Source organism: Microbacterium sp. Leaf203 (assembly GCF_001421275.1).
GTDB classification, from domain to species: domain Bacteria; phylum Actinomycetota; class Actinomycetes; order Actinomycetales; family Microbacteriaceae; genus Microbacterium; species Microbacterium testaceum_A.
Genome location: NZ_LMKF01000022.1, coordinates 359813 through 378236, shown reverse-complemented (window position 1 = coordinate 378236; position 18424 = coordinate 359813). Strand labels below are relative to the sequence as shown.

Genomic DNA, 18424 nt, shown 5'->3' with positions numbered 1-18424 from the left:
CGGCGATACGGTTTCCTTATGACCCGCCGCATTCTCGCCCCCGTCGTCCTCGGGGCCGTCTCCGTTCTCGCGCTCGCCGGCTGCGCCGGAGGCACCGCCTCGCCCGCTTCGTCGGACTCGTCCGGAAAGGTCAAGGTCGTGGCATCCACCGACGTCTACGGCTCGATCGCCCAGGCGGTCGGCGGCGAGTACGTCGATGTGGCCTCGATCATCACCTCGCCCAGCCAGGACCCGCACGAGTACGAGGCGAGCGCGCAAGACCAGCTGACGCTGAAGAACGCCGGTCTCGTGATCGAGAACGGCGCCGGTTACGACGCGTTCATGGAGTCCCTCATCCAGGCCAGCGGCACGGCGGCTCCCGTGCTCACCGCCGTGGAGTACAACCACGACTACCCCGGGTCGAAGGATCACTCCGACGACGACGCGAGCCCCGCCCCGAGCGAGAGCGCCGACGATCACGCGCACGCCGAGGGCGACGGTCACGACCACATCGAGGGCTTCAACGAGCACGTCTGGTACGACCCCCACACCATCGAAGACCTCACCGAGGCCATCGCCGACGAACTGGGCAAGATCGCGCCCGACCACGTCGCCGACTTCAACGCCAACGCCGAGGCCTTCACCCAGCAGATCGCCGGTCTCGAGGACTCCCTCGACGCGATCAAGGCGAAGGATGCCGGCAAGAAGATCTTCGTGACAGAGCCGGTGCCGGTGTACCTGACCACCACCGCGGGCCTCGACAACGCGACCCCCAACGAGTTCAGCGAGGCGGTCGAAGAGGGCCAGGACGTCCCGCCCGCGACCCTGCTCGAGTCGCTCCAGCTGTTGGACTCGGGTCAGATCACCGTCATGATCGTCAACCCGCAGACCGGCGGCGCCGAGGTCACACAGGTGCAGAACGAAGCGAAGTCCAAGAACATCCCCGTGATCGAGTTCACGGAAACGCTCCCCGAGGGACAGACTTACATCTCGTGGATGCAGAGCAACATCACGGCGCTGTCCGACGCGCTGGCGGCGTGAGCGCGACCGCACCGCTGCGCATCCGCGGAGCCGCCCTCGAAAGAGGGGGCCGGGAGCTCTGGGCCGGGCTCGACCTCGAGGTCGAGCCCGGCGAGCTCGTCGCCGTGCTCGGACCCAGCGGCTCGGGCAAGACCACGCTGCTGCGCGCGATCCTCGGGCTCGAACGCCTCAGCGGGGGATCGATCGAGGCGCTCGGAGCCCCGGTGCGCCGCGCCGGCAACCGCCGCATCGGCTACATCCCCCAGCAGCGCCCCCTGCCGCGCGAGACGCCCCTCCGCGGCCGCGACATCATCGGTCTCGGGGTCGACGGGCACCGACTCGGCCTGCCCCTGTCGCGCAAGAAGGATCGCGCGCGCATCGACGAACTGCTCGAGGCGGTGGGGGCCACCGCGTTCGGCGACCGCCCCGTGGGGCTCCTCTCCGGCGGAGAGCAGCAGCGACTGCGCGTGGGCCAAGCCCTCGCCGACGACCCCGCCCTCCTGCTCTGCGACGAGCCGCTGACGAGCCTCGACCTCGCCAACCAGCAAGCCGTCGTGCGACTCATCGACCGCTACCGTCGCGAGCGCGACGCCGCCGTGCTGCTGGTCACCCACGACATCAATCCCGTGCTGTCGCGCGTCGACCGCATCCTCTACATCGCCAACGGGCGCTTCACCCTCGGGACTCCCGACGAGGTGCTCACGACCGCGACCCTCTCGGCCCTGTACGGCGCCCCCGTGTTCGTCGTCCGCGCCGGCGACCAGCTCATCGTCGTCGGAGCCCCGGATGCCGAGGACGCCCACCACCATCACCACGACGAGGACGACGCATGAACTGGTCCGACGTCGGCACCGCCCTCTTCGGCGGGGTGAGCCAGTACGGCGCGATCCTCGAGCTGGTGCAGAACTCCGTCTACGCGGGTGCGGTCCTGGGCCTGGTGGGCGGCCTCATCGGTGTCTTCGTCATGCAGCGCGACATGGCCTTCGCCGTGCACGGGATCAGCGAGCTGTCGTTCGCCGGCGCCGCGGTGGCCCTGCTCATCGGCGTCGACGTCGTGTCGGGCTCGATCGTGGGCTCCCTCATCGCGGCCGCACTGATCGGGGTGCTGGGCGCCCGCGCGCGCGATCGCAACTCGATCATCGGCGTGCTCATGCCGTTCGGCCTGGGTGTCGGCATCCTGTGCCTTTCGCTCTACAACGGGCGCAGCGCGACGCGCTTCAGCCTGCTGACCGGGCAGATCGTGTCGGTGCAGAGCGAGCAGCTCGGGTGGCTCGTGGTGATCGGCGTCGCGGTGCTGGTCGCCCTGCTGCTCATCTGGCGCCCGCTGCGCTTCGACTCCCTCGACCCGCAGTCGGCGGCCGCACGCGGAGTGCCCACCACCGCCGTGTCGCTGGCATTCATGCTGCTGCTCGGCCTGATCGTCGCCGTGGCGGTGCACATCATCGGCGCACTGCTGGTGATGGCGCTGTTGGTCACGCCCGCCGCGGCGGCCATGCGCGTGGCATCCGGTCCCCTCTCGGTGCCGCTGCTGGCCGCGCTGTTCGGCTTCGTCTCGGCCGTGGGCGGAGTGCTGCTCGCGGTGGCCGGAACGCTGCCGGTGAGCCCGTACATCACGACCATCTCGTTCGCGATCTACCTCGTGTGCCGCCTGGTCGGCGCCCGCCGCGATCGCACGACCCGGGCGGTCTGAGGGCGCCGACCATCTCCGGGCCGTGTGTGCCCAGGCGACATCGCCCGCGCCCAGCCGATTCACCGATCGCCTCGCTAGACTCGCGGCCATGGTCCAGCGCAATACGTGGCAGCGCGAACGCGTGCGGGAGGCTCTGTCCGGAGCTCCCGGCTTCGTCAGCGCCCAGTCGCTGCACGCGACCCTGCGCGACGAGAACACCGGCATCGGCCTCGCGACCGTCTACCGCACCCTCGCGGGTCTCGCGGCCCGCGGCGATGCCGACTCCCTGCAGAGCCCCGACGGCGAGAACCTGTTCCGCGCCTGCGAGACGCGCGGTCACCACCACCACCTGATCTGCCGTTCGTGCGGCAAGGCGGTCGAGATCGCAGCGACCGACGTCGAAGAGTGGGCGCAGCGCACCGCCGCGCAGCACGGCTTCAGCGAGGCCGAGCACGTGGTCGACATCTTCGGCATCTGCACCGATTGCGCCCACGCCCGGGCTCGTGAGCGTGGCGACGAGTAGTCGCACCACGGCACCCCCGCCGCAACGCTCGGGCGCCTCCCGCACCCTCGTCGCGCTCGGCCTGGGTGTCGTCGTGGTCACGGGGTTGTTCCTCGTGGACGCCTTCGCCCCCACGTTCTTCGCGCAATCGCTCCCGACCCGCGCGCAGGACGGGCTCACGCTCGCGCTCAGCGTGCTGATCGAGTCGCTGCCGTTCGTGGTCCTCGGCGTCGTGCTGTCGATCATCGTGCAGGTCTGGGTGCCCCCGGGGGCGATCGAGAGATGGATGCCCCGCGCGCCGTGGGCGCGCCGGGCCGTCCTGTCGCTGCTGGGCATGTTCATCCCGGTCTGCGAGTGCGGAAACGTGCCTTTCGCCCGCGGCCTGCTGATGCGCGGCTTCGGGGTGAGCGACACGCTGACCTTCCTGGTCGCCGCTCCCATCGTCAACCCGATCGTCATCATCAGCACGCACGCCGCCTTCGGCTTCAGCGACGGCATCCTGGTGGCGCGTCTGATCGGCGGCTACCTCGTCGCCAACCTCATCGGCTGGCTGTACAGCCGGCATCCCGATCCCGACAAGCTGCTCACCGAGCGCTTCCTCGAGACGTGCGAGATCGTCGTCCAGGAGCGCGGTGACCGCGGCCGGCGCACCCTGGCCCAGTTCGTCGTCGAGCTGCGCTCGGTCATGCCGGCGCTCATCATCGGTTCGCTCCTCGCGGGGGCCGTGCAGGTGCTCGTGCCACGCAGCGCCCTGCTGGCGATCGGATCCGACCCCGCGCTGTCGATCGCCGCGATGATGGCGCTCGCGATCGTGGTCTCGCTCTGCTCGAACGTCGACGCGTTCTTCGCGTTGTCGTTCGCCTCGACCTTCACGCCCGGCTCGATCGTGGCCTTCCTCGTGGTGGGGCCGATCATCGACCTCAAGATGATGGCGCTGCTGCGCACGACCTTCTCGTCACGGGTCCTCGTGGGCATGACGGTGGTCGTCGTGCTCTTCGCCTTCACGCTCGGAACGGTGGTGAACCTCCTTGTCTAGAACGGGTGCTCTCGCCACGCGCTGGCTCGGGGTGGGCCTGACCGCGTGCCTGTCGATCACGACGATCACGCTGTGGGCGACCGGGCGGATGGCGCTGTACATCAACCCTGATTCGGCGTGGTTCGCCGTCGGCATGGCCTTCGTCGCGCTGATCGGCGCGATCGCCTCGTTCGCCCTGCCGCTCGGAGCCGAGGCCGATCACGGCCACGACCACGAGCACGGGCATTCCCCCGCCGCGGCCTCCGCCCGCCGCGAGGCGTTCGCTCACGCCGATCACGCGCACGCCGACCCGCTCGACGAGCACGATCACGTCGCGCACGACCACCTGGCGGCCCGCCCGCGCCTGACACCCGGCGGGATCGCCGCCTTCACCGGAGGCGTGTTGGCCTCGGGGGCGGTGATCGCCGTGCTGCTGACCCCCGCGGCGTCGCTATCGACCGAGCTGGCGGTGTCGCGCGACGTGGGTGCGCCTCCGTTGTTTGCCGGCTCCGACGCGGTGACCCTGGCCGCCTCGGGCGACACCTCCAAGTTCGGCATCGGCGACTGGTCGGCGGTGTTCGCGCACGCCACCAACCCCGAGACCTTCGACGGCAAGCCCGTCACCCTCACCGGGTTCATCACCCCGGCGAACGACGGCTCGAGCTTCGATCTCACCCGGCTCGTGATCACGCACTGCGTGATCGATGCGCAGACCGCGCGTCTGCCCATCACCGCGACGACCGGTGCCCCCTCGACCGGCCAGTGGGTGACCGTCACCGGGACGGTGCGCTCGAGCGGAGACGGCAAGCTCGCGGTGCACGCCGATCAGGTCGCCGCGATCGACGAGCCCTCGGACCCGTATGAGTACTGACTCCCGTCGCGGCGGCGACTCCCGCCGTTCGCGCGCCCGCCGCCGGCGCGGGCGTGGATTCGCGATCGCGTTCGCGGCCGTCCTCGTCGGTCTCGTGGTCGTCGGCGGCCTCGGCGGAGTGGTCGCGGTGGCGCAGGGACCACGCGTCACGGACGTGCAGGTCGATCCCGCCGCGGCCGTCGCGGCATCCGGGTCGCGCGTGATCCTCACCACGACGCAGTCGCTGCAGAAGGTCGACCCCTCGCAGGTCGAGGTCGACCCGGCGACACCGTTCACGGTCGACACCTCGGGGCGCAGCGTCGGCGTGCGTTTCACGCTGCCGTTGCGCGACGACACCGACTACCGCATCACCGTCAACGGGGTGAACGGCCTGGGCGCGGGTCCGGCCTCGACGCTCACCGAGACCTTCCGCACCCCTCCGCTGCAGGCCTACCTGATGCAGCGCGGCACTCCCGAGGGCGACACGATCTTCCGCACCGACCTGCAGGGTCAGGCGGGGCTCCCGGTGTTCGTGAACCCGCACATCGAGGACTTCCGCGCCACCGCCAACCACCTCGTCATCTCGGTGCGCGACGGCGACACCCCGCGCGTGATCGTGACCGACCCCGACGGCAAGAACCAGCGCGACATCGCCCTCCCCGGCCCCGGGTACGTGACCAACCTGCAGTCGGCAGACCGAGGGGAGCGCATCGGATTCACCTTCTCGGATGCCGACCTGGGCGCCGCCGGAGGTCGCGAGAGCCGCCTGTTCACGGCGTCGGCGGCCGACGACTCCCCGCCCGTCGAGGTGGGGCTGAACGGCGGCGACGTGCGCATCGCCGACTATCGCTTCGTGCCCGACACCGACAGCATGCTGGTGCTCACCTTCGACTCCCGCCTGCTCCTGACCGACGCCCAGGGCGGCAACGCCGCGCCCCTCGGCAGCGCCGTGTCGATCGACGGCATCGCCCGCGGTTCTTCGGTCGCGATCGTCGAGAGGCTCGAGGGCATCCGCGAGATCGATCTGACCGACGGCTCCGAGCAGGGGCTCGTCGAGCCCGTCGACCCGCCGGGGATGGCGGGACGGGCGACGCCGATGCCCGGCGCGGGGGCGGGGACGATCCGTTCGTTCGCCGACATCAGCTCCGACGGGGTGTCGCGATCGACGATCGTCTCGCACGTCGACACCGACGGCACCGTCCGCCAGCTGCTGAGCGTGCCGGGCTCCGACACCGTGCTGCAGACGTGCGTGTCGCCGAGCGGCCGCTATGCCGCGGTGCTGGTCGCGCCGCGCGCGGTCGACAATCCCTTCGACCGCTATCAGCTGCCCCTTCCGCAGCGCCTGCTCACCCACCTCGTCGAGGTCGACACCGGGCAGGAGATCGTCGCGCTGCAGGGCTTCGACCTGTCGTGGTGCCAGGTGCCCCCGCAGTGATGCGCCCCGCGACCCGCGCCGACCTCGTCGATCTGCCGGTCGAGGTCGCTCCCCGGCTGCTGGGCGCCCTGCTCGAGACCGAGGTCGGCGGAGAACGGGTCGTGGCCCGGCTCACCGAGGTCGAGGCGTACCACGGCCTCGGCACCGGAGAGCAGCCCGATCCGGGTTCGCACGCCCGCATGGGGCCGACGGCGCGCAACGCCACGATGTGGGGGGAGCCGGGGCACCTCTACGTCTACCTGAGTCACGGCATCCATTCGTGCGTGAACGTCGTGTGCGGCCCCGAGGGTGTCGCGGGCGGAGTCCTGCTGCGCGGCGGCGAGATCGTCGAGGGGGCAGACATCGCCGAGCGGCGGCGGCTCGAGCGCCGCGGGGCGGTGCGGGCGTCGCGGGATCTCGCTCGCGGTCCCGGACGATTCGGCGACGCGGTGGGTCTTCGGCATCCGATCCACGACGGCATCGACGCGGTCACCGGCGCGGAGCGGGCCGGGGCTCGAGCGCGGCTGCTCCTGCCCGAGGCGCCGCCGCCGGTCGTGGCGACGGGGCCGCGCGTGGGGGTCGCGGGTATCGCCGGCACCGACGCGTTCCCGTGGCGCTTCTGGATCGAGGGGGACGCCACGGTCTCGGCGTTCCGGTGGGGCCGGGGTGCGGCGGAGGCGGGTGGGGCGTGAGGGGGCTGAGCCCGTCGAAGCTCCCGCTCCCTCGACAGGCTCGGGGCCCTCGCGTTCGATGACCTGATCAGGTCAAGGCGACACGCCGTGCTAGACTGACCCCTTGTCTGCGCGCACTCCAGCACGCAGTTCGCATCCCTGCTCTCGATCCCGGCCTTCCGCCGTGCTCGAACGGGGTGCAGACAAGGGATCTTGGGTGACACCGTCCGGTGTCACGGTACAGAAGGAGACATCACCATGGCAGCAGTGTGCCAGGTGACTGGAGCGGTTCCCGGCTTCGGTCACAACATCTCGCACTCGCACCGCCGGACGAAGCGCCGCTTCGACCCGAACGTGCAGAAGAAGACCTACTTCGTTCCGTCGCTGGGTCGCAACATCAAGCTCAACGTTTCGGCGAAGGGCATCAAGGTCATCGACGCTCGCGGCATCGAGTCCGTCGTCCGTGACCTGCAGGCGAAGGGCGTGAAGCTGTAATGGCGAAGAAGGCTCAGGACGTTCGTCCGATCATCAAGCTGCGTTCGACCGCCGGCACGGGATACACCTACGTGACGCGCAAGAACCGCCGCAACAACCCCGACCGCATCGTGCTCAAGAAGTACGACCCCGTGGTCCGTAAGCACGTCGACTTCCGAGAGGAGCGCTAAGCACATGGCTAAGAAGAGCAAGATCGCGCGCAACGAGCAGCGCAAGGTCGTCGTCGAGCGCTACGCCGCGAAGCGCGCCGAGCTGAAGAAGACCCTGGTCGACCCCAACGCGACCGACGAGGCCCGCGAGGCCGCCCGCGTGGGTCTGCAGAAGCTCCCCCGCAACGCGTCGCCCGCGCGCGTGCGCAGCCGCGACGTCATCGACGGCCGCCCCCGTGGTGTCCTCACGAAGTTCGGCGTCTCGCGCGTCCGCTTCCGTGACATGGCCCACCGTGGCGAGCTGCCCGGTGTGACCAAGTCGTCCTGGTAAGCACCAGACACCGTACGAGAGGCGGGGGCCCCAGCGGGGCCCTCGCCTCTCGTCGTTGACGGCGTCGATCGGCGGCGGCTCCATCAGGGTCCGGAGCGCGGCGCTGCACGACGCTCATTTGTCGAGGGCGGCGAGCATCTCGACGGCGTCGGTCCGACCGCGCACGCCCAGTTTCTGGTAGATCGAGCGCACCTGGCTCTTGACCGTGTTGAGCGAGACGCCGCGCTCGCGAGCGATCTCGACGAGGCTCAGCGACTGCCGCAACAGGTCGGCCGTCGCCCTCTCGGTCGGGGTGAGACGAGCCGCCGCGACCGGCGAGTGGGCTTCGCAGCCGGACGTGGCGACGCGCGCGAGTGTCGCCTGCAGGTGCGGGAGGGCCGCGGCGAGCACGGTGTCATCGTCGGCCACGGCGTCCATCAGCGCCCGGGTCTCGTCGTGCGGCAGAGCGAGGAACGGCGTCGCCGAGGAGCCGGTGCGCACGATCAGATGCAGGGCCGCCTGCATGCTCTGGCGTGCCCGCCGGGTGTAACCCAGCCGGTTCTGTGCCAGCGCCCGTCTCACCAGGGCGGGGGTCAGGGTGCGCAGGCAATGATTCGATCCGGGTGCGACGCAGGCGTCGGTCTCGAGCAGCAGCTCGCGCTCGCGGCCGAGCCCGAGCAACGCGCCGGTCCGCTGCATCGCGAAACAGGAGCCGTGACCCTCGGGGGACTCGAAGGGATCCAGCGTGGTCAACGCCTCACGGTGTTCGCCCTGCGCGACGAGGATGTCGGCGAGCATGCAGACGAGGAGATGCCGGACCATTCGTTGGCTGCTGAGTCGGCGGCTGCCGTGCAGGAGTCGTTGACATTCGGCGCGGCCGGTGCCCAGGTCACGGTCCAGTACCATCGCCACCACCTCGACGACGCGTGCCGCGTACCCCGCGTAGGGGTCGTCCGGATGCGCGCATCGCATCGTCACCGCCACACCCCGCAGTCGCGAGACGTTCAGATCGGCGGCGGCGATGAGAGCCTCGGCGAGCTGAAGCAGGGGGGAGATGTCGGCGGCAGGCCATTCCCGAGCCGTGAACAGCTCGGCGGCCTCGGCTCGGGCGCTTTCGGCCGCCAGGTATTCGCCGTTCAGTGCGTGTCCCAGGGCGCTCACCGACAGCGCCCGGTACCTGGTCGCGTCGGTGTCGGCGAACAGGAGGGCCTCGACTCCGAAGCGTGCGCCCACCTGCGGCCAGCCGATGGCGGTGCCGTACTCGCCGGCGGAGGCGTACAACTGGGACCGCGCGCCGGACGACAGCGTGGCCGGTCGCCGCAGGCGGACCACGTCGAAGTAGCGGGAGAGGGCGGCGGTGCCCTCGGTGAGGGCGTCGCGGCGGGCACGGGCGGCCAGGAGGGCTGCCAGCGGCAGAGCCGTGGAGTCGGTCCAGACCGCGGGCGGCTCGGGAAGCTCCGCCTCCGAGAGCAGTGCGAGGTGGCGGGGTGCGGGGACTCCGTGACCGGGCAGCAATCGCAGGGCCGTCGTCGTGGCGGCCGCGCGGAGTATGGCGCGTGCCTCCATCGAGGTGGGTGAACCTGGCATCTCTCCCCCTTCGTCGCTGCCCAGCGGGTGGAGTGCGCGCGGAGCGCAATCCGGCCGAATGTACTTCGGGTGGGTCTCGCCGACCGCGTGAGCGGGGCATGCTGTCAACAACGCGTGACAGCGTGTCGCGGCGTCGCGGACGGCCGGCGACGGGGCACGCTCGGACGAGCGCGGACTCTCGACTCCGGGCCCGGAGCTGGGCGGTGACGCGGGCGGGCTCACCCGACCCATCCGCCTCACGCGTCCCATAGGTCGCACGACACGCCGGTCGAGAATGGGTCGAAATCCGTCAGAATCCCCGTAATTCCGCGGTTCGGTTGATACTGTCGAGGCGGTCTCCCGACCACCGAGGAGGATTCCCCCCTCGTCCGCGTAACGAGAGGCGACCTACGTCGTCGCCTGGAGGACAACCACATGGCTGACAAGTCCATCACCAAGACCGAGCTCGTCGCGAGCATCGCCAGCGCGACCGGGCAGAGCCAGTCCGCCGTGTCGGGCGTGCTCGACTCCCTCTTCTCCACCGTCTCCGAGGCGGTCGCCAAGGGCAGCAAGGTTTCGATCCCCGGTTGGATCGCCTTCGAGCAGGTCGCGACGTCGGCTCGCACGGGCCGCAACCCCCAGACGGGCGAGGAGATCTCGATCCCCGCCGGCAAGCGCGTCAAGGTGACCGCGGGCTCCAAGCTGAAGGCCGCCGTCAAGTAAGACGACGTCGAACGACAGAGGGGGGATGCCACACGGCATCCCCCCTCTGTGGTTCTCTCGCGACGTAGGCTGAGGGGGTGAATCCCCGCCTGCTCCGCGTCGCGGGACCCGTCATCCTGGTCGTGGTCTCGCTGATCGCCGTCGCGGTGGGGCTCGCGTACGGAGGCGGAGCGGCTCCCACGCAGCTCGCCGACCCCGGCCCGGTCGTCCGGTGGGGCTTGCCGATCGCCACCGTCGTCGTCAACCTCGCCGCCGCCACGATGGTCGGTTCGCTGGTCCTGGCGCTGTTCGCCCTGACGGCGGGGGAGCGACCCTTCGAGATCGCCCTGGACACGGCATCCATCGGCGCCGCCGTGTTCACCGTCTCGGCGGCCACCACGGGGTATCTGACCTTCCTCAATGTCCTGAATGCGAAGCCGACGCTCGACGCGGTGTTCGGGCAGCAGCTCGGACGCTTCCTCGTCGAGAGCTCGATCGGGCAGGCGTGGCTGATCACCACCATCGCCGGCGCCGTGCTGACCGTGCTCACCTTCGCCGTCCGCTCGTGGATCCCCACGCTCGTCGTCGCGATCCTCGCCCTCGCCTCGCTCATCCCCATGGGCACGCAGGGCCACGCGGGCGAAGAAGCCAGCCACAACGCGGCCGTGACCTCGCTCGTTCTGCACATCATGGCCGCGGCCGTGTGGCTCGGCGGGCTGATCCTGCTGGTGGTCGTCCGCCCCGCGATGTCGCGCGGGCAACTGCAGACCGCGCTCCTGCGCTACTCGTCGATCGCCCTCGTCGCCTTCATCGTCGTCGCGATCTCGGGAACCGTCCGCGCTTCGATCGGCCTCCTGGGCCTCCAGAACCTCTGGTCGGCCTACGGCGTCCTCGTGCTCGTCAAGGTGGGCGCGCTGATCGCCATGGGCGTCCTGGGCGCCTGGTACCGCCGTCGACTGATCTCGCGCATGGCCGACGAGCCCGGCTCCCGCCGCTTCTGGGGCGTCATCACCCTCGAGCTGGCGTTCATGGGCATCGCCAGCGGTGTCGCCGCAGCCCTCGCGCGGACACCCCCGCCGGTGCAGCCCCCGCTGGTGGGACAGACCCCGGCCGAGGTGCTGACCGGCGCGCCGCTGCCTCCCGATCTGACCATCGAGCGCTGGTTCACCGCGTGGGACGTGGATCTGCTCTGGACCCTCGTGGTCGCGTTCGGGATCTTCTTCTACCTCGCCGGCGTCTGGCGTCTGCTCCGCCGCGGCGACTCGTGGCCGATCTACCGTACGGTGCTGTGGGTCCTCGGCATGCTGAGCGTGTTCTGGGTCACGTCCGGTCCGATCAACGTGTACCAGGACTACCTGTTCAGCATGCACATGATCGGCCACATGCTGCTGTCGATGGCGATCCCGCTCATGCTCGTGGCGGGGGCCCCGGTCTCGCTCGCGGCGCGCGCCATCCGCAAGCGCACCGACGGGACGCGCGGCGGCCGCGAGTGGATCCTCTGGGCGGTGCACAACCCGGTCGCGAAGGTGCTGACCAACCCCTACGTGGCGGCGGGCCTGTTCATCGGCTCGCTCTGGGCGTTCTACTACACCGACCTGTTCCGCTGGTCGCTGTACGACCACGTCGGGCACATCTGGATGGTCGCGCACTTCCTGGTGACGGGCTACCTCTTCGTGCTGAGCCTCATCGGCATCGATCCCGTTCCCTACCGCCTGCCCTACCCCATGCGCCTGCTCGTGCTCATCGCGATCATGGCGATGCACGCCTTTTTCGGCATCGCGATCATGATGAACTCGGGTCTGATGGTCGCGGAGTGGTTCGGCGCGATGGGCAGGACCTGGGGGGCGACACCTCTTCAAGACCAGTACGTCGGCGGCGGTGTGGCCTGGTCGGTCGGCGAGATCCCCACCCTCATCCTGGCGATCGCGGTGGCCATCCAGTGGAGCCGGAGCGACGAGCGTCAGCAGCGCCGCCGCGACCGTCACGTCGACCGCGTCGGCGATCTCGAGCTCGACGCGTACAACGAGGAGCTCGCTCGCCTCGCCGAGCGCGACGCCCGGGTCGCATCCCGCGGCAACTAGGCGGGACTCAGTCGGACGATCCGCCGACGAGGATCGAGGCGGTGCCGTCCGGCAGGACCGTGATCTCGCCGTCGACGCGGAACGCGACGTCTTCTTCGACCGTGCGGACGCTGCCGTCGAAGATCGAGCGGATGTCGACGACGATGTGCGCGACGGCCTTCGCCGAGGGGATGCGCCACCCGGCGCCGTCGGGGACCACGGTCACCTCGGGTTGCTGCACGATCGACCAGGTGGGCGCGTCGTCGATGCGGTTGCGCACCGTGAAACCGAAGGGGCAGCCGGTGGGTTGCAGCACCTTCTGCTGGGCGCACGTGGTCAGGAAGTCCTCGACGCGCGACTGCACGACCGAGATGAACTCGTCGGTCGGCTGCGCCTGCACGTCGACCGGGATGCCGGCCAGCGGCGCGTCGGCGAGCACGGCGACACCGGGGGTCGCCGAGATCGCCGTGTCGACGTCGACCGAGTAGAGCCCCGGCGAGAACACCAGCAGCGGGACAGCGGCCGTGGGATCGACGTCGGCCCCGTCGACCGAGACCTGTCGCTTGTCGACCTCGAACCCGTTCACGGCGAACCGCATCGATCCCTCGACCGTGAGCTTCATCACCGACAGCGGGCTGCGGGCGAACCGCCACCGGGGGAGCAGGCCCTCGTTCGTGTCGTGCTGCACCGAGAAGGTCGTCTTTCCGGCGTACCCGCCCGCGGTGTACGAGACCGTGACCTGCGTCTCGTCGCCGTCGGCGCTCTCGCCGGTGATCTCGGCATCCGTCAAGGACGTCAGGGCATCGGGACGCAGCAACGCCTCGGATGCCGTGGCCGGCAGGCCCGCCGACTGCAGCTCGGCGGAGTCGACGGCCACGCCCGGAACCGCGAGAGCCTCCGCCGTGCGGCGCTCCTGCAGGAGCTCGAGGTAGTGCTGGACGAAGGCGCGGGGGCTGTAGAACTCGCGGTACAGCGAGGCGGCTCCCGCCCCGAGCGCGGCGATCAGCAGCACGCCGACCAGGACGATCCCGGTGATCGTGGCCGCGGGGCGTGCGCGCGCGCCGCGAACGCCTTCGGGCGTCGCGGGGCCCCCGCCTGCGGTGTCCACGCCTCCAGTGTAGGAAAAGCTCCTGTGGAGGCGCCGCGCGCGTCAGTCCATGACGAGCGACTGCACGATCGCGACAGCCGCCAGCTGACCGCCGGCGATGGCCGCGGCGAGCGAGAACAGGGGTCCCGGCAGGTGATCGGGGTGCGCCAGATCGCCCACCGCGTAGACGTTCTCGATGCTCGTGCGCCCGAAGGGATCGGTGCGCACGGCTCCCGACTCCTGCAGCTCCACGCCGAGTCCGTCGACGAAGCCGGCACGCGAGCTCCACGTCGGGGCGACGAACGCCCCGGCGACCTCGAGCACCGAGCCGTCGGCGCGCTCGAGCGCGAGCCCGTCGGTCGTCCCGGTGACGCGGACGACGTCGGCGGGATCGATGAGATGGACTTCGGATGCCACGGGCTCGAGCATGCGTCCGAGGACTGCGGCGTGGGCGCTGCCATTGACGATCGCCACCGGTCGACCGGCGAACTCGTGACCGTGGCAGAACGGGCAGTTGGCGACGCGGTCGCCCCACTGCTCGGCGAGGCCGGGGATGTCGGGCAGCCGGTCGGCGACCCCCGTGGCGAGGATGACGGCATGGGCGCGGAGGACCTCGTCGCCCACCGTGACGGTCAGGACGTCGGCCTCTCGTGCGACGGCCGAGACGGCGGCATCCCGGATCTCGACGTCGGGGTACGCGGCGATCTCCTCCCGGCCGAGGCGGCGGAGCTCGGCGGGGTCGCGCCCGTCGTTCGTCAGGAGGTTGTGCGCGTGGCGCACGGTGCCGTTGCGGTAGTCGCCCGAGTCGAGCAGCAGGGTCCGGCGGTGCATGCGCCCGAGGGTGAGGCCCGCCTGCAGGCCCGCGGGGCCGCCTCCGATGATGATCGCGTCGTACACGATGAGCTCCTTCCGTTTGCGTTCTCGTCCATCCTGTGACTTCATGTCGACATGAAGTCAAGCGCGGTGAAGGACGGCGAGTCGATCGGCGAGGCGGCGGCGCGGTTCGGTCTCGAGACGCATGTTCTGCGGCACTGGGAGGACGCGGGACTTCTGGATCCGACTCGGGATGCCGCGGGCCGACGCCGCTACACCGAGGGCGACAGCGTGCGGATCGCGGTGATCCTGCGGAACAAGGCCGCGGGGCTCTCGCTCGACCAGATCCGGGTGCTGCTCGACGACGGAGCCCCCGATCGGCATCGCGTGCTCGAGGAGCACGTCGCGGAGTTGGACCGACGTGCGGCCGACATCGCCCAGGCCCGCGCCATGACCGAGCACGCCCTGCGCTGCCGCTCGCACGACATCACCGAGTGCCCGCGCTTCCGCAGCCACGTCGCCGACGTGCTGTCGGGGGAGGCGCGGTGGCTGCTCGTCCACACCGAGCCGACGGGCGGGCCCGTCCCCAGCTCGCCGTCTGAGGCGACCTGCGCGAACTAGCATGGGCCGGTGACCACGCCGCCCCTTTCCGCCGAGCAGCAGGCGCTGTTCCGGCTGATCGAGGACACCCGCGAGCACGTCTTCGTCACCGGGCGCGCGGGCACCGGCAAATCGACCCTCCTGCAGCACCTGGCGTGGAACACCAAGAAGCAGATCGCGGTCTGCGCGCCCACGGGGGTGGCTGCGCTCAACGTCGAGGGGCAGACGATCCACTCGCTGTTCCGCCTGCCGATCGGGCTCATCGCGAACGGCGACATCGACCAGAACGACGCCACGCGCAAGATCCTGAACGCCATCGACACCCTCGTGATCGACGAGATCTCGATGGTCAATGCCGACCTGATGGATGCCATCGACCGCTCGCTCCGCCAGGCCCGCGGTCGACGGTCGGAGCCGTTCGGCGGCACTCAGATCGTCATGTTCGGCGACCCGTACCAGCTGGCGCCCGTGCCGCCGCGAGGGGACGAGGCGCGCTACATCCGCGACCACTACCGCTCGTTCTGGTTCTTCGACGCGAAGGTGTGGTCGGGCGAGGCCGCCAGCGACGGTCTCATCGACATCGGCCGCCACGGTGCCGACCTGCACGTGAACGAGCTCGTCGAGATCCACCGGCAGTCCGACCCCGGGTTCAAACAGCTGCTGAACGCCGTGCGGTACGGCCGGGTCACCGCCGAGATGGCCGGGGTGCTCAACACCGCGGGTGCGCGCACACCCCCGCATCCGGCCGACGGCGAGCACCCGATCATCACGCTCGCGACCCGCAACGACCGCGTCAACACGATCAACCGCAAGCACCTCGACGAGCTCATCGGCCGCACGCAGACTGCGAATGCCGAGATCTCGGGCGACTTCGGGCGCGGCGAGGCGAACTATCCGGCCGAGATGGAGCTCACGCTCAAGGTCGGCGCGCAGGTGATGTTCCTGCGCAACGACGGCGCGCAGTTCGGCGAGGCCCCGCGCTGGGTCAACGGCACGATCGGCACCGTGACCCGCATCGCCGGCGACAGCGTGCGCGTCGAGGTCGACGGCATCCAGCACGATGTCGAGCCGGCCGTGTGGGAGAGGTACCGCTACGCGTACGACCCGGGGACGAAGAACCTCTCGCGCGAGATCGTCGCGGAGTTCACGCAGTTCCCGCTGCGCCTGGCGTGGGCCGTGACGATCCACAAGTCGCAGGGCAAGACCTACGACCGGGCGGTCGTCGACCTCGGAGCGGGGGCCTTCGCCCCGGGGCAGACCTACGTCGCCCTCAGCCGCCTGACCTCGCTCGACGGCCTCTACCTCACGCGGCCGCTCAAGCCGAGCGACATCCGGGTCGACGAGGACGTCCGACGCTTCATGAAACAGGCGTGGCTCTCGCGGCAGGACGCCGCGAAGGCGTGAGCCTCACGCGACCTGGTGGGCCTTCGCGCGGGTGAGGTCGGCGAACAGCTCCGTGGTGAAGCGGTACGCGACGAGCACCTCGGCGATCACCCGCTCCTTCTCGCGGTCGTCCCACGGCGCGGCGTCGAGCTGCTCGCGATAGACGGTCTTGAACGCCTTGGGATCGGCGATGTCGCCGAACAGCAGGAAGCCGATGCCGTTGGTCTCGAAACCGAACCGGCGCCGCATGAGGCGGCCGATCGACGGACCGCCCGACAGATCGCCGAGCAGGCGGGTGTAGTGGTGGGCGACGAAACCGCCGGGCCAGGTGGCGGCCACGCGGCGGATGCGCGACACGTAGGCCTGCGTCGTGGGAAGAGGGGCGATGCGCTCGCGCCAGTCGGCACCGATCAAGAAGGCCAGGTCGGCCTCGAGAGCGGGAAGGCGCGAGAGTCGGCCCTGGAGGAACACGGATGCCACGGGATCGGTCCGCATGCGGGTCGCCGCCTCTTCGAGGGCCGCGTAGATGAACCAGTGCTGGGCGATGAGGGCGATGTAGTCGTCGCGCGTGCCGGCCCCCGTGAGCAGGTCGGTCATGAAACCGTCGCACTCGCTGGGCGAGTGCGCGTCGCTGGAACGCTCGCGCAGAGCTGTCGAGAACAGGACGACGGCGTTCATGCGGCCATCTTACGCACAGAGTTAGGTTCCCCTAACCCCTATTTCCCTCCGAGCTCGCTCGGCGTCGGCAGCGTCGTGATGCAGACGTGACGGTAACGGGAGCGCAAGCGGCCCTTTCGTTCAGGTGCCGTGTGTTTGAATCTTCGGAGCGGGCGCTTCGTCGCGCGCGGAAGTGCTGGGGGTTTCACATGCGGGCATGGCGTCGTTCCGCGGCCATCGCGATCGCGGGCGCGAGCGTGCTCGCCGTCATCCTGAGCGGCTGCACGCCGGAAGGCTCGGTGTCGGTCAACGTCCCCGCGCAAGTCGACGCGCCGCTGCCCGAGGCGACGGTGACCGAACTGCAGAACGCCGTGACCGCCGCCATGACCGCGACGGGCTCCACCGGCGCGATCGTGGGCGTCTGGGCGCCGTGGAGCGGCACGTGGGTGTCGGGCATGGGAACCCAGGGACCCGGCGGCGCAGAGGTCACCGCGGACCTCGCATTCCGCGCGGGCGATGTCACCGGCGCGATGACGTGCGACGTGCTCTACCGCCTGGCCGCGGACGGCAAGGCGTCGATGAGCGATCCCGTCACCAACTGGGTCAGCAACCTCCCCGGGTACGAGGACATCACGCTCCGTCAGCTCTGCGACGGCACCTCGGGCCTCGCGTCCTACACCTCGGTGCTCGACGGCCAGGTGGCGAAGAACCCCGAGCGCGTGTGGAACCCGCGCGAGCTCATGACCTACGGCATCGCGAGCCCCCGGACCAACGCCCCCGGTGTGGCCTTCTCCGACTCGGCGACCGACTACGTGCTCGCGGGTCTCGCCGCCGAGCGCATCGCCAACGAGCCGCTCTCCCAGCTCATCGCCGAGCGCGTCACCGAGCCCCTGGGCCTCGGCGCGACCGGACTCCCCGACCCCGCCCCGGCCGATCCCGCAGCGGCCTCGCTCTCGGGCTACTGGTCGCAGCAGAACGCCGAGGGCGCCTGGAACTGCACCGACCCGGGCGACTACACCGACATGTCCTCGAGCTACGGCGGCGCCGCGGCCGGGGCCGTGACGAACATCACCGATCTGGGGCGGTACGCGCAGGCGCTCGCCACGGGTGCGCTCCTGCCGGCCGGGAACGACCGATTCGCCGCCCCCGTCCCCGTCGGCGGCGATCAGCCCACGTGGTTCACCGCCGCGGGCGGCGCCTTCCAGGCGGGGTCGCTCGTCGGCCAGTACGGATCGGCCCCGGGGTACCTGGTCGGCGCCTTCGCCGACCCGACGACGGGGATGTCCATCGCGGTCGTGCTGAACAACTCCGGCGGCAACAAGACCACCGGCGCGTGGTTGGCCTGGGAGCTCGCGGCGATCGCGTCGAAGGCTCCGGCCGCCCAGGGGCAGACGGCTCCGCAGGCGGGGCTGCCGTGGACCGCCGAGCAGATGCGCGACAACATCGCCGGCAACGCCATCTGCGCTCCTCCCGCCGGATGAC

General features: G+C 70.5%; 20 protein-coding genes. 16 read left to right on the top strand and 4 right to left on the bottom strand.

The annotated features are described in order from the left end of the window. Positions 1–18: 18 nt before the first annotated feature. The 11 genes from ASE56_RS03035 to rpsN all read left to right on the top strand — a co-directional run bounded on the left by ASE56_RS03035 (position 19) and on the right by rpsN (position 8095). Entirely contained in the window at positions 19–1020 is a 1002-nt protein-coding gene (locus ASE56_RS03035) for a metal ABC transporter solute-binding protein, Zn/Mn family (protein ID WP_056224797.1), read from the top strand. Then, entirely contained in the window at positions 1017–1832 is an 816-nt protein-coding gene (locus ASE56_RS03030) for a metal ABC transporter ATP-binding protein (protein WP_056224794.1), read from the top strand. The genes ASE56_RS03035 and ASE56_RS03030 overlap by 4 nt, the downstream gene beginning before the upstream one ends. Continuing rightward, complete coding sequence (locus tag ASE56_RS03025) at positions 1829–2689, top strand: metal ABC transporter permease (RefSeq protein ID WP_056224793.1); 861 nt, start codon at positions 1829–1831, stop codon at positions 2687–2689. The genes ASE56_RS03030 and ASE56_RS03025 overlap by 4 nt, the downstream gene beginning before the upstream one ends. A gap of 88 nt (positions 2690–2777) precedes the next feature. Beyond that, the gene (locus ASE56_RS03020; protein WP_056224791.1) at positions 2778–3191 is read left to right on the top strand and encodes a Fur family transcriptional regulator; all 414 of its coding nucleotides are present in this window, start codon (positions 2778–2780) and stop codon (positions 3189–3191) included. Further along, a complete protein-coding gene (locus ASE56_RS03015) occupies positions 3172–4206 on the top strand; it encodes a permease (RefSeq protein WP_056224789.1) in 1035 nt (344 codons plus the stop codon). Before ASE56_RS03020 ends, ASE56_RS03015 begins: the two co-directional genes overlap by 20 nt. Then, entirely contained in the window at positions 4199–5056 is an 858-nt protein-coding gene (locus ASE56_RS03010) for a hypothetical protein (protein ID WP_056224786.1), read from the top strand. Before ASE56_RS03015 ends, ASE56_RS03010 begins: the two co-directional genes overlap by 8 nt. Then, on the top strand, positions 5046–6470 hold the full coding sequence (locus tag ASE56_RS03005; protein ID WP_056224784.1) for a hypothetical protein: 1425 nt from the start codon (positions 5046–5048) through the stop codon (positions 6468–6470). The genes ASE56_RS03010 and ASE56_RS03005 overlap by 11 nt, the downstream gene beginning before the upstream one ends. Next, on the top strand, positions 6470–7141 hold the full coding sequence (locus ASE56_RS03000) for a DNA-3-methyladenine glycosylase (RefSeq protein ID WP_056224782.1): 672 nt from the start codon (positions 6470–6472) through the stop codon (positions 7139–7141). The genes ASE56_RS03005 and ASE56_RS03000 overlap by 1 nt, the downstream gene beginning before the upstream one ends. A gap of 237 nt (positions 7142–7378) precedes the next feature. After that, complete coding sequence (gene rpmB / locus ASE56_RS02995) at positions 7379–7615, top strand: 50S ribosomal protein L28 (protein WP_055832508.1); 237 nt, start codon at positions 7379–7381, stop codon at positions 7613–7615. Continuing rightward, entirely contained in the window at positions 7615–7785 is a 171-nt protein-coding gene (rpmG, locus tag ASE56_RS02990; protein ID WP_013584775.1) for a 50S ribosomal protein L33, read from the top strand. The genes rpmB and rpmG overlap by 1 nt, the downstream gene beginning before the upstream one ends. A gap of 4 nt (positions 7786–7789) precedes the next feature. Continuing rightward, positions 7790–8095: a 30S ribosomal protein S14 gene (rpsN, locus tag ASE56_RS02985; protein WP_022878196.1), complete on the top strand. Its 306-nt coding sequence runs from the start codon at positions 7790–7792 to the stop codon at positions 8093–8095. 114 nt (positions 8096–8209) lie between these two features. On the opposite strand, the gene ASE56_RS02980 is transcribed toward rpsN, so the two are convergent. Further along, positions 8210–9661, bottom strand: coding sequence for a helix-turn-helix transcriptional regulator (locus ASE56_RS02980; protein WP_162234482.1), 1452 nt, complete (start codon positions 9659–9661; stop codon positions 8210–8212). A gap of 414 nt (positions 9662–10075) precedes the next feature. Between ASE56_RS02980 and ASE56_RS02975 the strand changes: the two genes are divergently transcribed. Together ASE56_RS02975 and ASE56_RS02970 are read left to right on the top strand one after the other, a co-directional pair. Next, positions 10076–10363, top strand: coding sequence for an HU family DNA-binding protein (locus ASE56_RS02975; protein ID WP_013584778.1), 288 nt, complete (start codon positions 10076–10078; stop codon positions 10361–10363). 77 nt (positions 10364–10440) lie between these two features. After that, entirely contained in the window at positions 10441–12423 is a 1983-nt protein-coding gene (locus ASE56_RS02970) for a cytochrome c oxidase assembly protein (protein WP_056224779.1), read from the top strand. 7 nt (positions 12424–12430) lie between these two features. Here ASE56_RS02970 and ASE56_RS02965 read toward each other — a convergent pair whose 3' ends face one another. Continuing rightward, entirely contained in the window at positions 12431–13510 is a 1080-nt protein-coding gene (locus ASE56_RS02965; protein WP_056224777.1) for a hypothetical protein, read from the bottom strand. A 42-nt stretch (positions 13511–13552) separates the two neighbouring features. Next, entirely contained in the window at positions 13553–14386 is an 834-nt protein-coding gene (locus tag ASE56_RS02960) for an NAD(P)/FAD-dependent oxidoreductase (protein WP_056228100.1), read from the bottom strand. A 51-nt stretch (positions 14387–14437) separates the two neighbouring features. Between ASE56_RS02960 and ASE56_RS02955 the strand changes: the two genes are divergently transcribed. Both ASE56_RS02955 and ASE56_RS02950 read left to right on the top strand, forming a co-directional pair. Next, positions 14438–14923 carry a MerR family transcriptional regulator gene (locus ASE56_RS02955; RefSeq protein ID WP_056224776.1) on the top strand — a complete coding sequence of 162 codons (486 nt, stop codon included), beginning with the start codon at positions 14438–14440 and terminating at the stop codon, positions 14921–14923. A gap of 9 nt (positions 14924–14932) precedes the next feature. Beyond that, positions 14933–16306 (top strand): ATP-dependent RecD-like DNA helicase, encoded by a 1374-nt coding sequence (locus ASE56_RS02950; protein ID WP_056224774.1) that lies wholly within the window; start codon positions 14933–14935, stop codon positions 16304–16306. Positions 16307–16309: 3 nt separating this feature from the next. On the opposite strand, the gene ASE56_RS02945 is transcribed toward ASE56_RS02950, so the two are convergent. Then, the gene (locus tag ASE56_RS02945) at positions 16310–16963 is read right to left on the bottom strand and encodes a heme oxygenase (biliverdin-producing) (protein WP_056224772.1); all 654 of its coding nucleotides are present in this window, start codon (positions 16961–16963) and stop codon (positions 16310–16312) included. 188 nt (positions 16964–17151) lie between these two features. Here ASE56_RS02945 and ASE56_RS02940 point away from each other — a divergent pair, with 188 nt between their 5' ends. Further along, positions 17152–18423 carry a serine hydrolase gene (locus ASE56_RS02940; protein WP_056224771.1) on the top strand — a complete coding sequence of 424 codons (1272 nt, stop codon included), beginning with the start codon at positions 17152–17154 and terminating at the stop codon, positions 18421–18423. Position 18424: the final 1 nt, after the last annotated feature.

What these genes read in the sequence shown, in the direction of transcription:
- rpmB (WP_055832508.1), top strand. Translation starts at nt 7,379, where the DNA reads ATGGCAGCAGTGTGCCAGGTGACTGGAGCGGTTCCCGGCTTCGGTCAC.
- ASE56_RS03035 (WP_056224797.1), top strand. Translation starts at nt 19, where the DNA reads ATGACCCGCCGCATTCTCGCCCCCGTCGTCCTCGGGGCCGTCTCCGTT.
- ASE56_RS03020 (WP_056224791.1), top strand. Translation starts at nt 2,778, where the DNA reads ATGGTCCAGCGCAATACGTGGCAGCGCGAACGCGTGCGGGAGGCTCTG.
- ASE56_RS02980 (WP_162234482.1), bottom strand. Translation starts at nt 9,661, where the DNA reads ATGCCAGGTTCACCCACCTCGATGGAGGCACGCGCCATACTCCGCGCG.
- rpmG (WP_013584775.1), top strand. Translation starts at nt 7,615, where the DNA reads ATGGCGAAGAAGGCTCAGGACGTTCGTCCGATCATCAAGCTGCGTTCG.
- ASE56_RS03000 (WP_056224782.1), top strand. Translation starts at nt 6,470, where the DNA reads ATGCGCCCCGCGACCCGCGCCGACCTCGTCGATCTGCCGGTCGAGGTC.
- ASE56_RS02940 (WP_056224771.1), top strand. Translation starts at nt 17,152, where the DNA reads ATGCGGGCATGGCGTCGTTCCGCGGCCATCGCGATCGCGGGCGCGAGC.
- ASE56_RS03025 (WP_056224793.1), top strand. Translation starts at nt 1,829, where the DNA reads ATGAACTGGTCCGACGTCGGCACCGCCCTCTTCGGCGGGGTGAGCCAG.
- rpsN (WP_022878196.1), top strand. Translation starts at nt 7,790, where the DNA reads ATGGCTAAGAAGAGCAAGATCGCGCGCAACGAGCAGCGCAAGGTCGTC.
- ASE56_RS02975 (WP_013584778.1), top strand. Translation starts at nt 10,076, where the DNA reads ATGGCTGACAAGTCCATCACCAAGACCGAGCTCGTCGCGAGCATCGCC.
- ASE56_RS02955 (WP_056224776.1), top strand. Translation starts at nt 14,438, where the DNA reads ATGAAGTCAAGCGCGGTGAAGGACGGCGAGTCGATCGGCGAGGCGGCG.
- ASE56_RS03005 (WP_056224784.1), top strand. Translation starts at nt 5,046, where the DNA reads ATGAGTACTGACTCCCGTCGCGGCGGCGACTCCCGCCGTTCGCGCGCC.
- ASE56_RS02945 (WP_056224772.1), bottom strand. Translation starts at nt 16,963, where the DNA reads ATGAACGCCGTCGTCCTGTTCTCGACAGCTCTGCGCGAGCGTTCCAGC.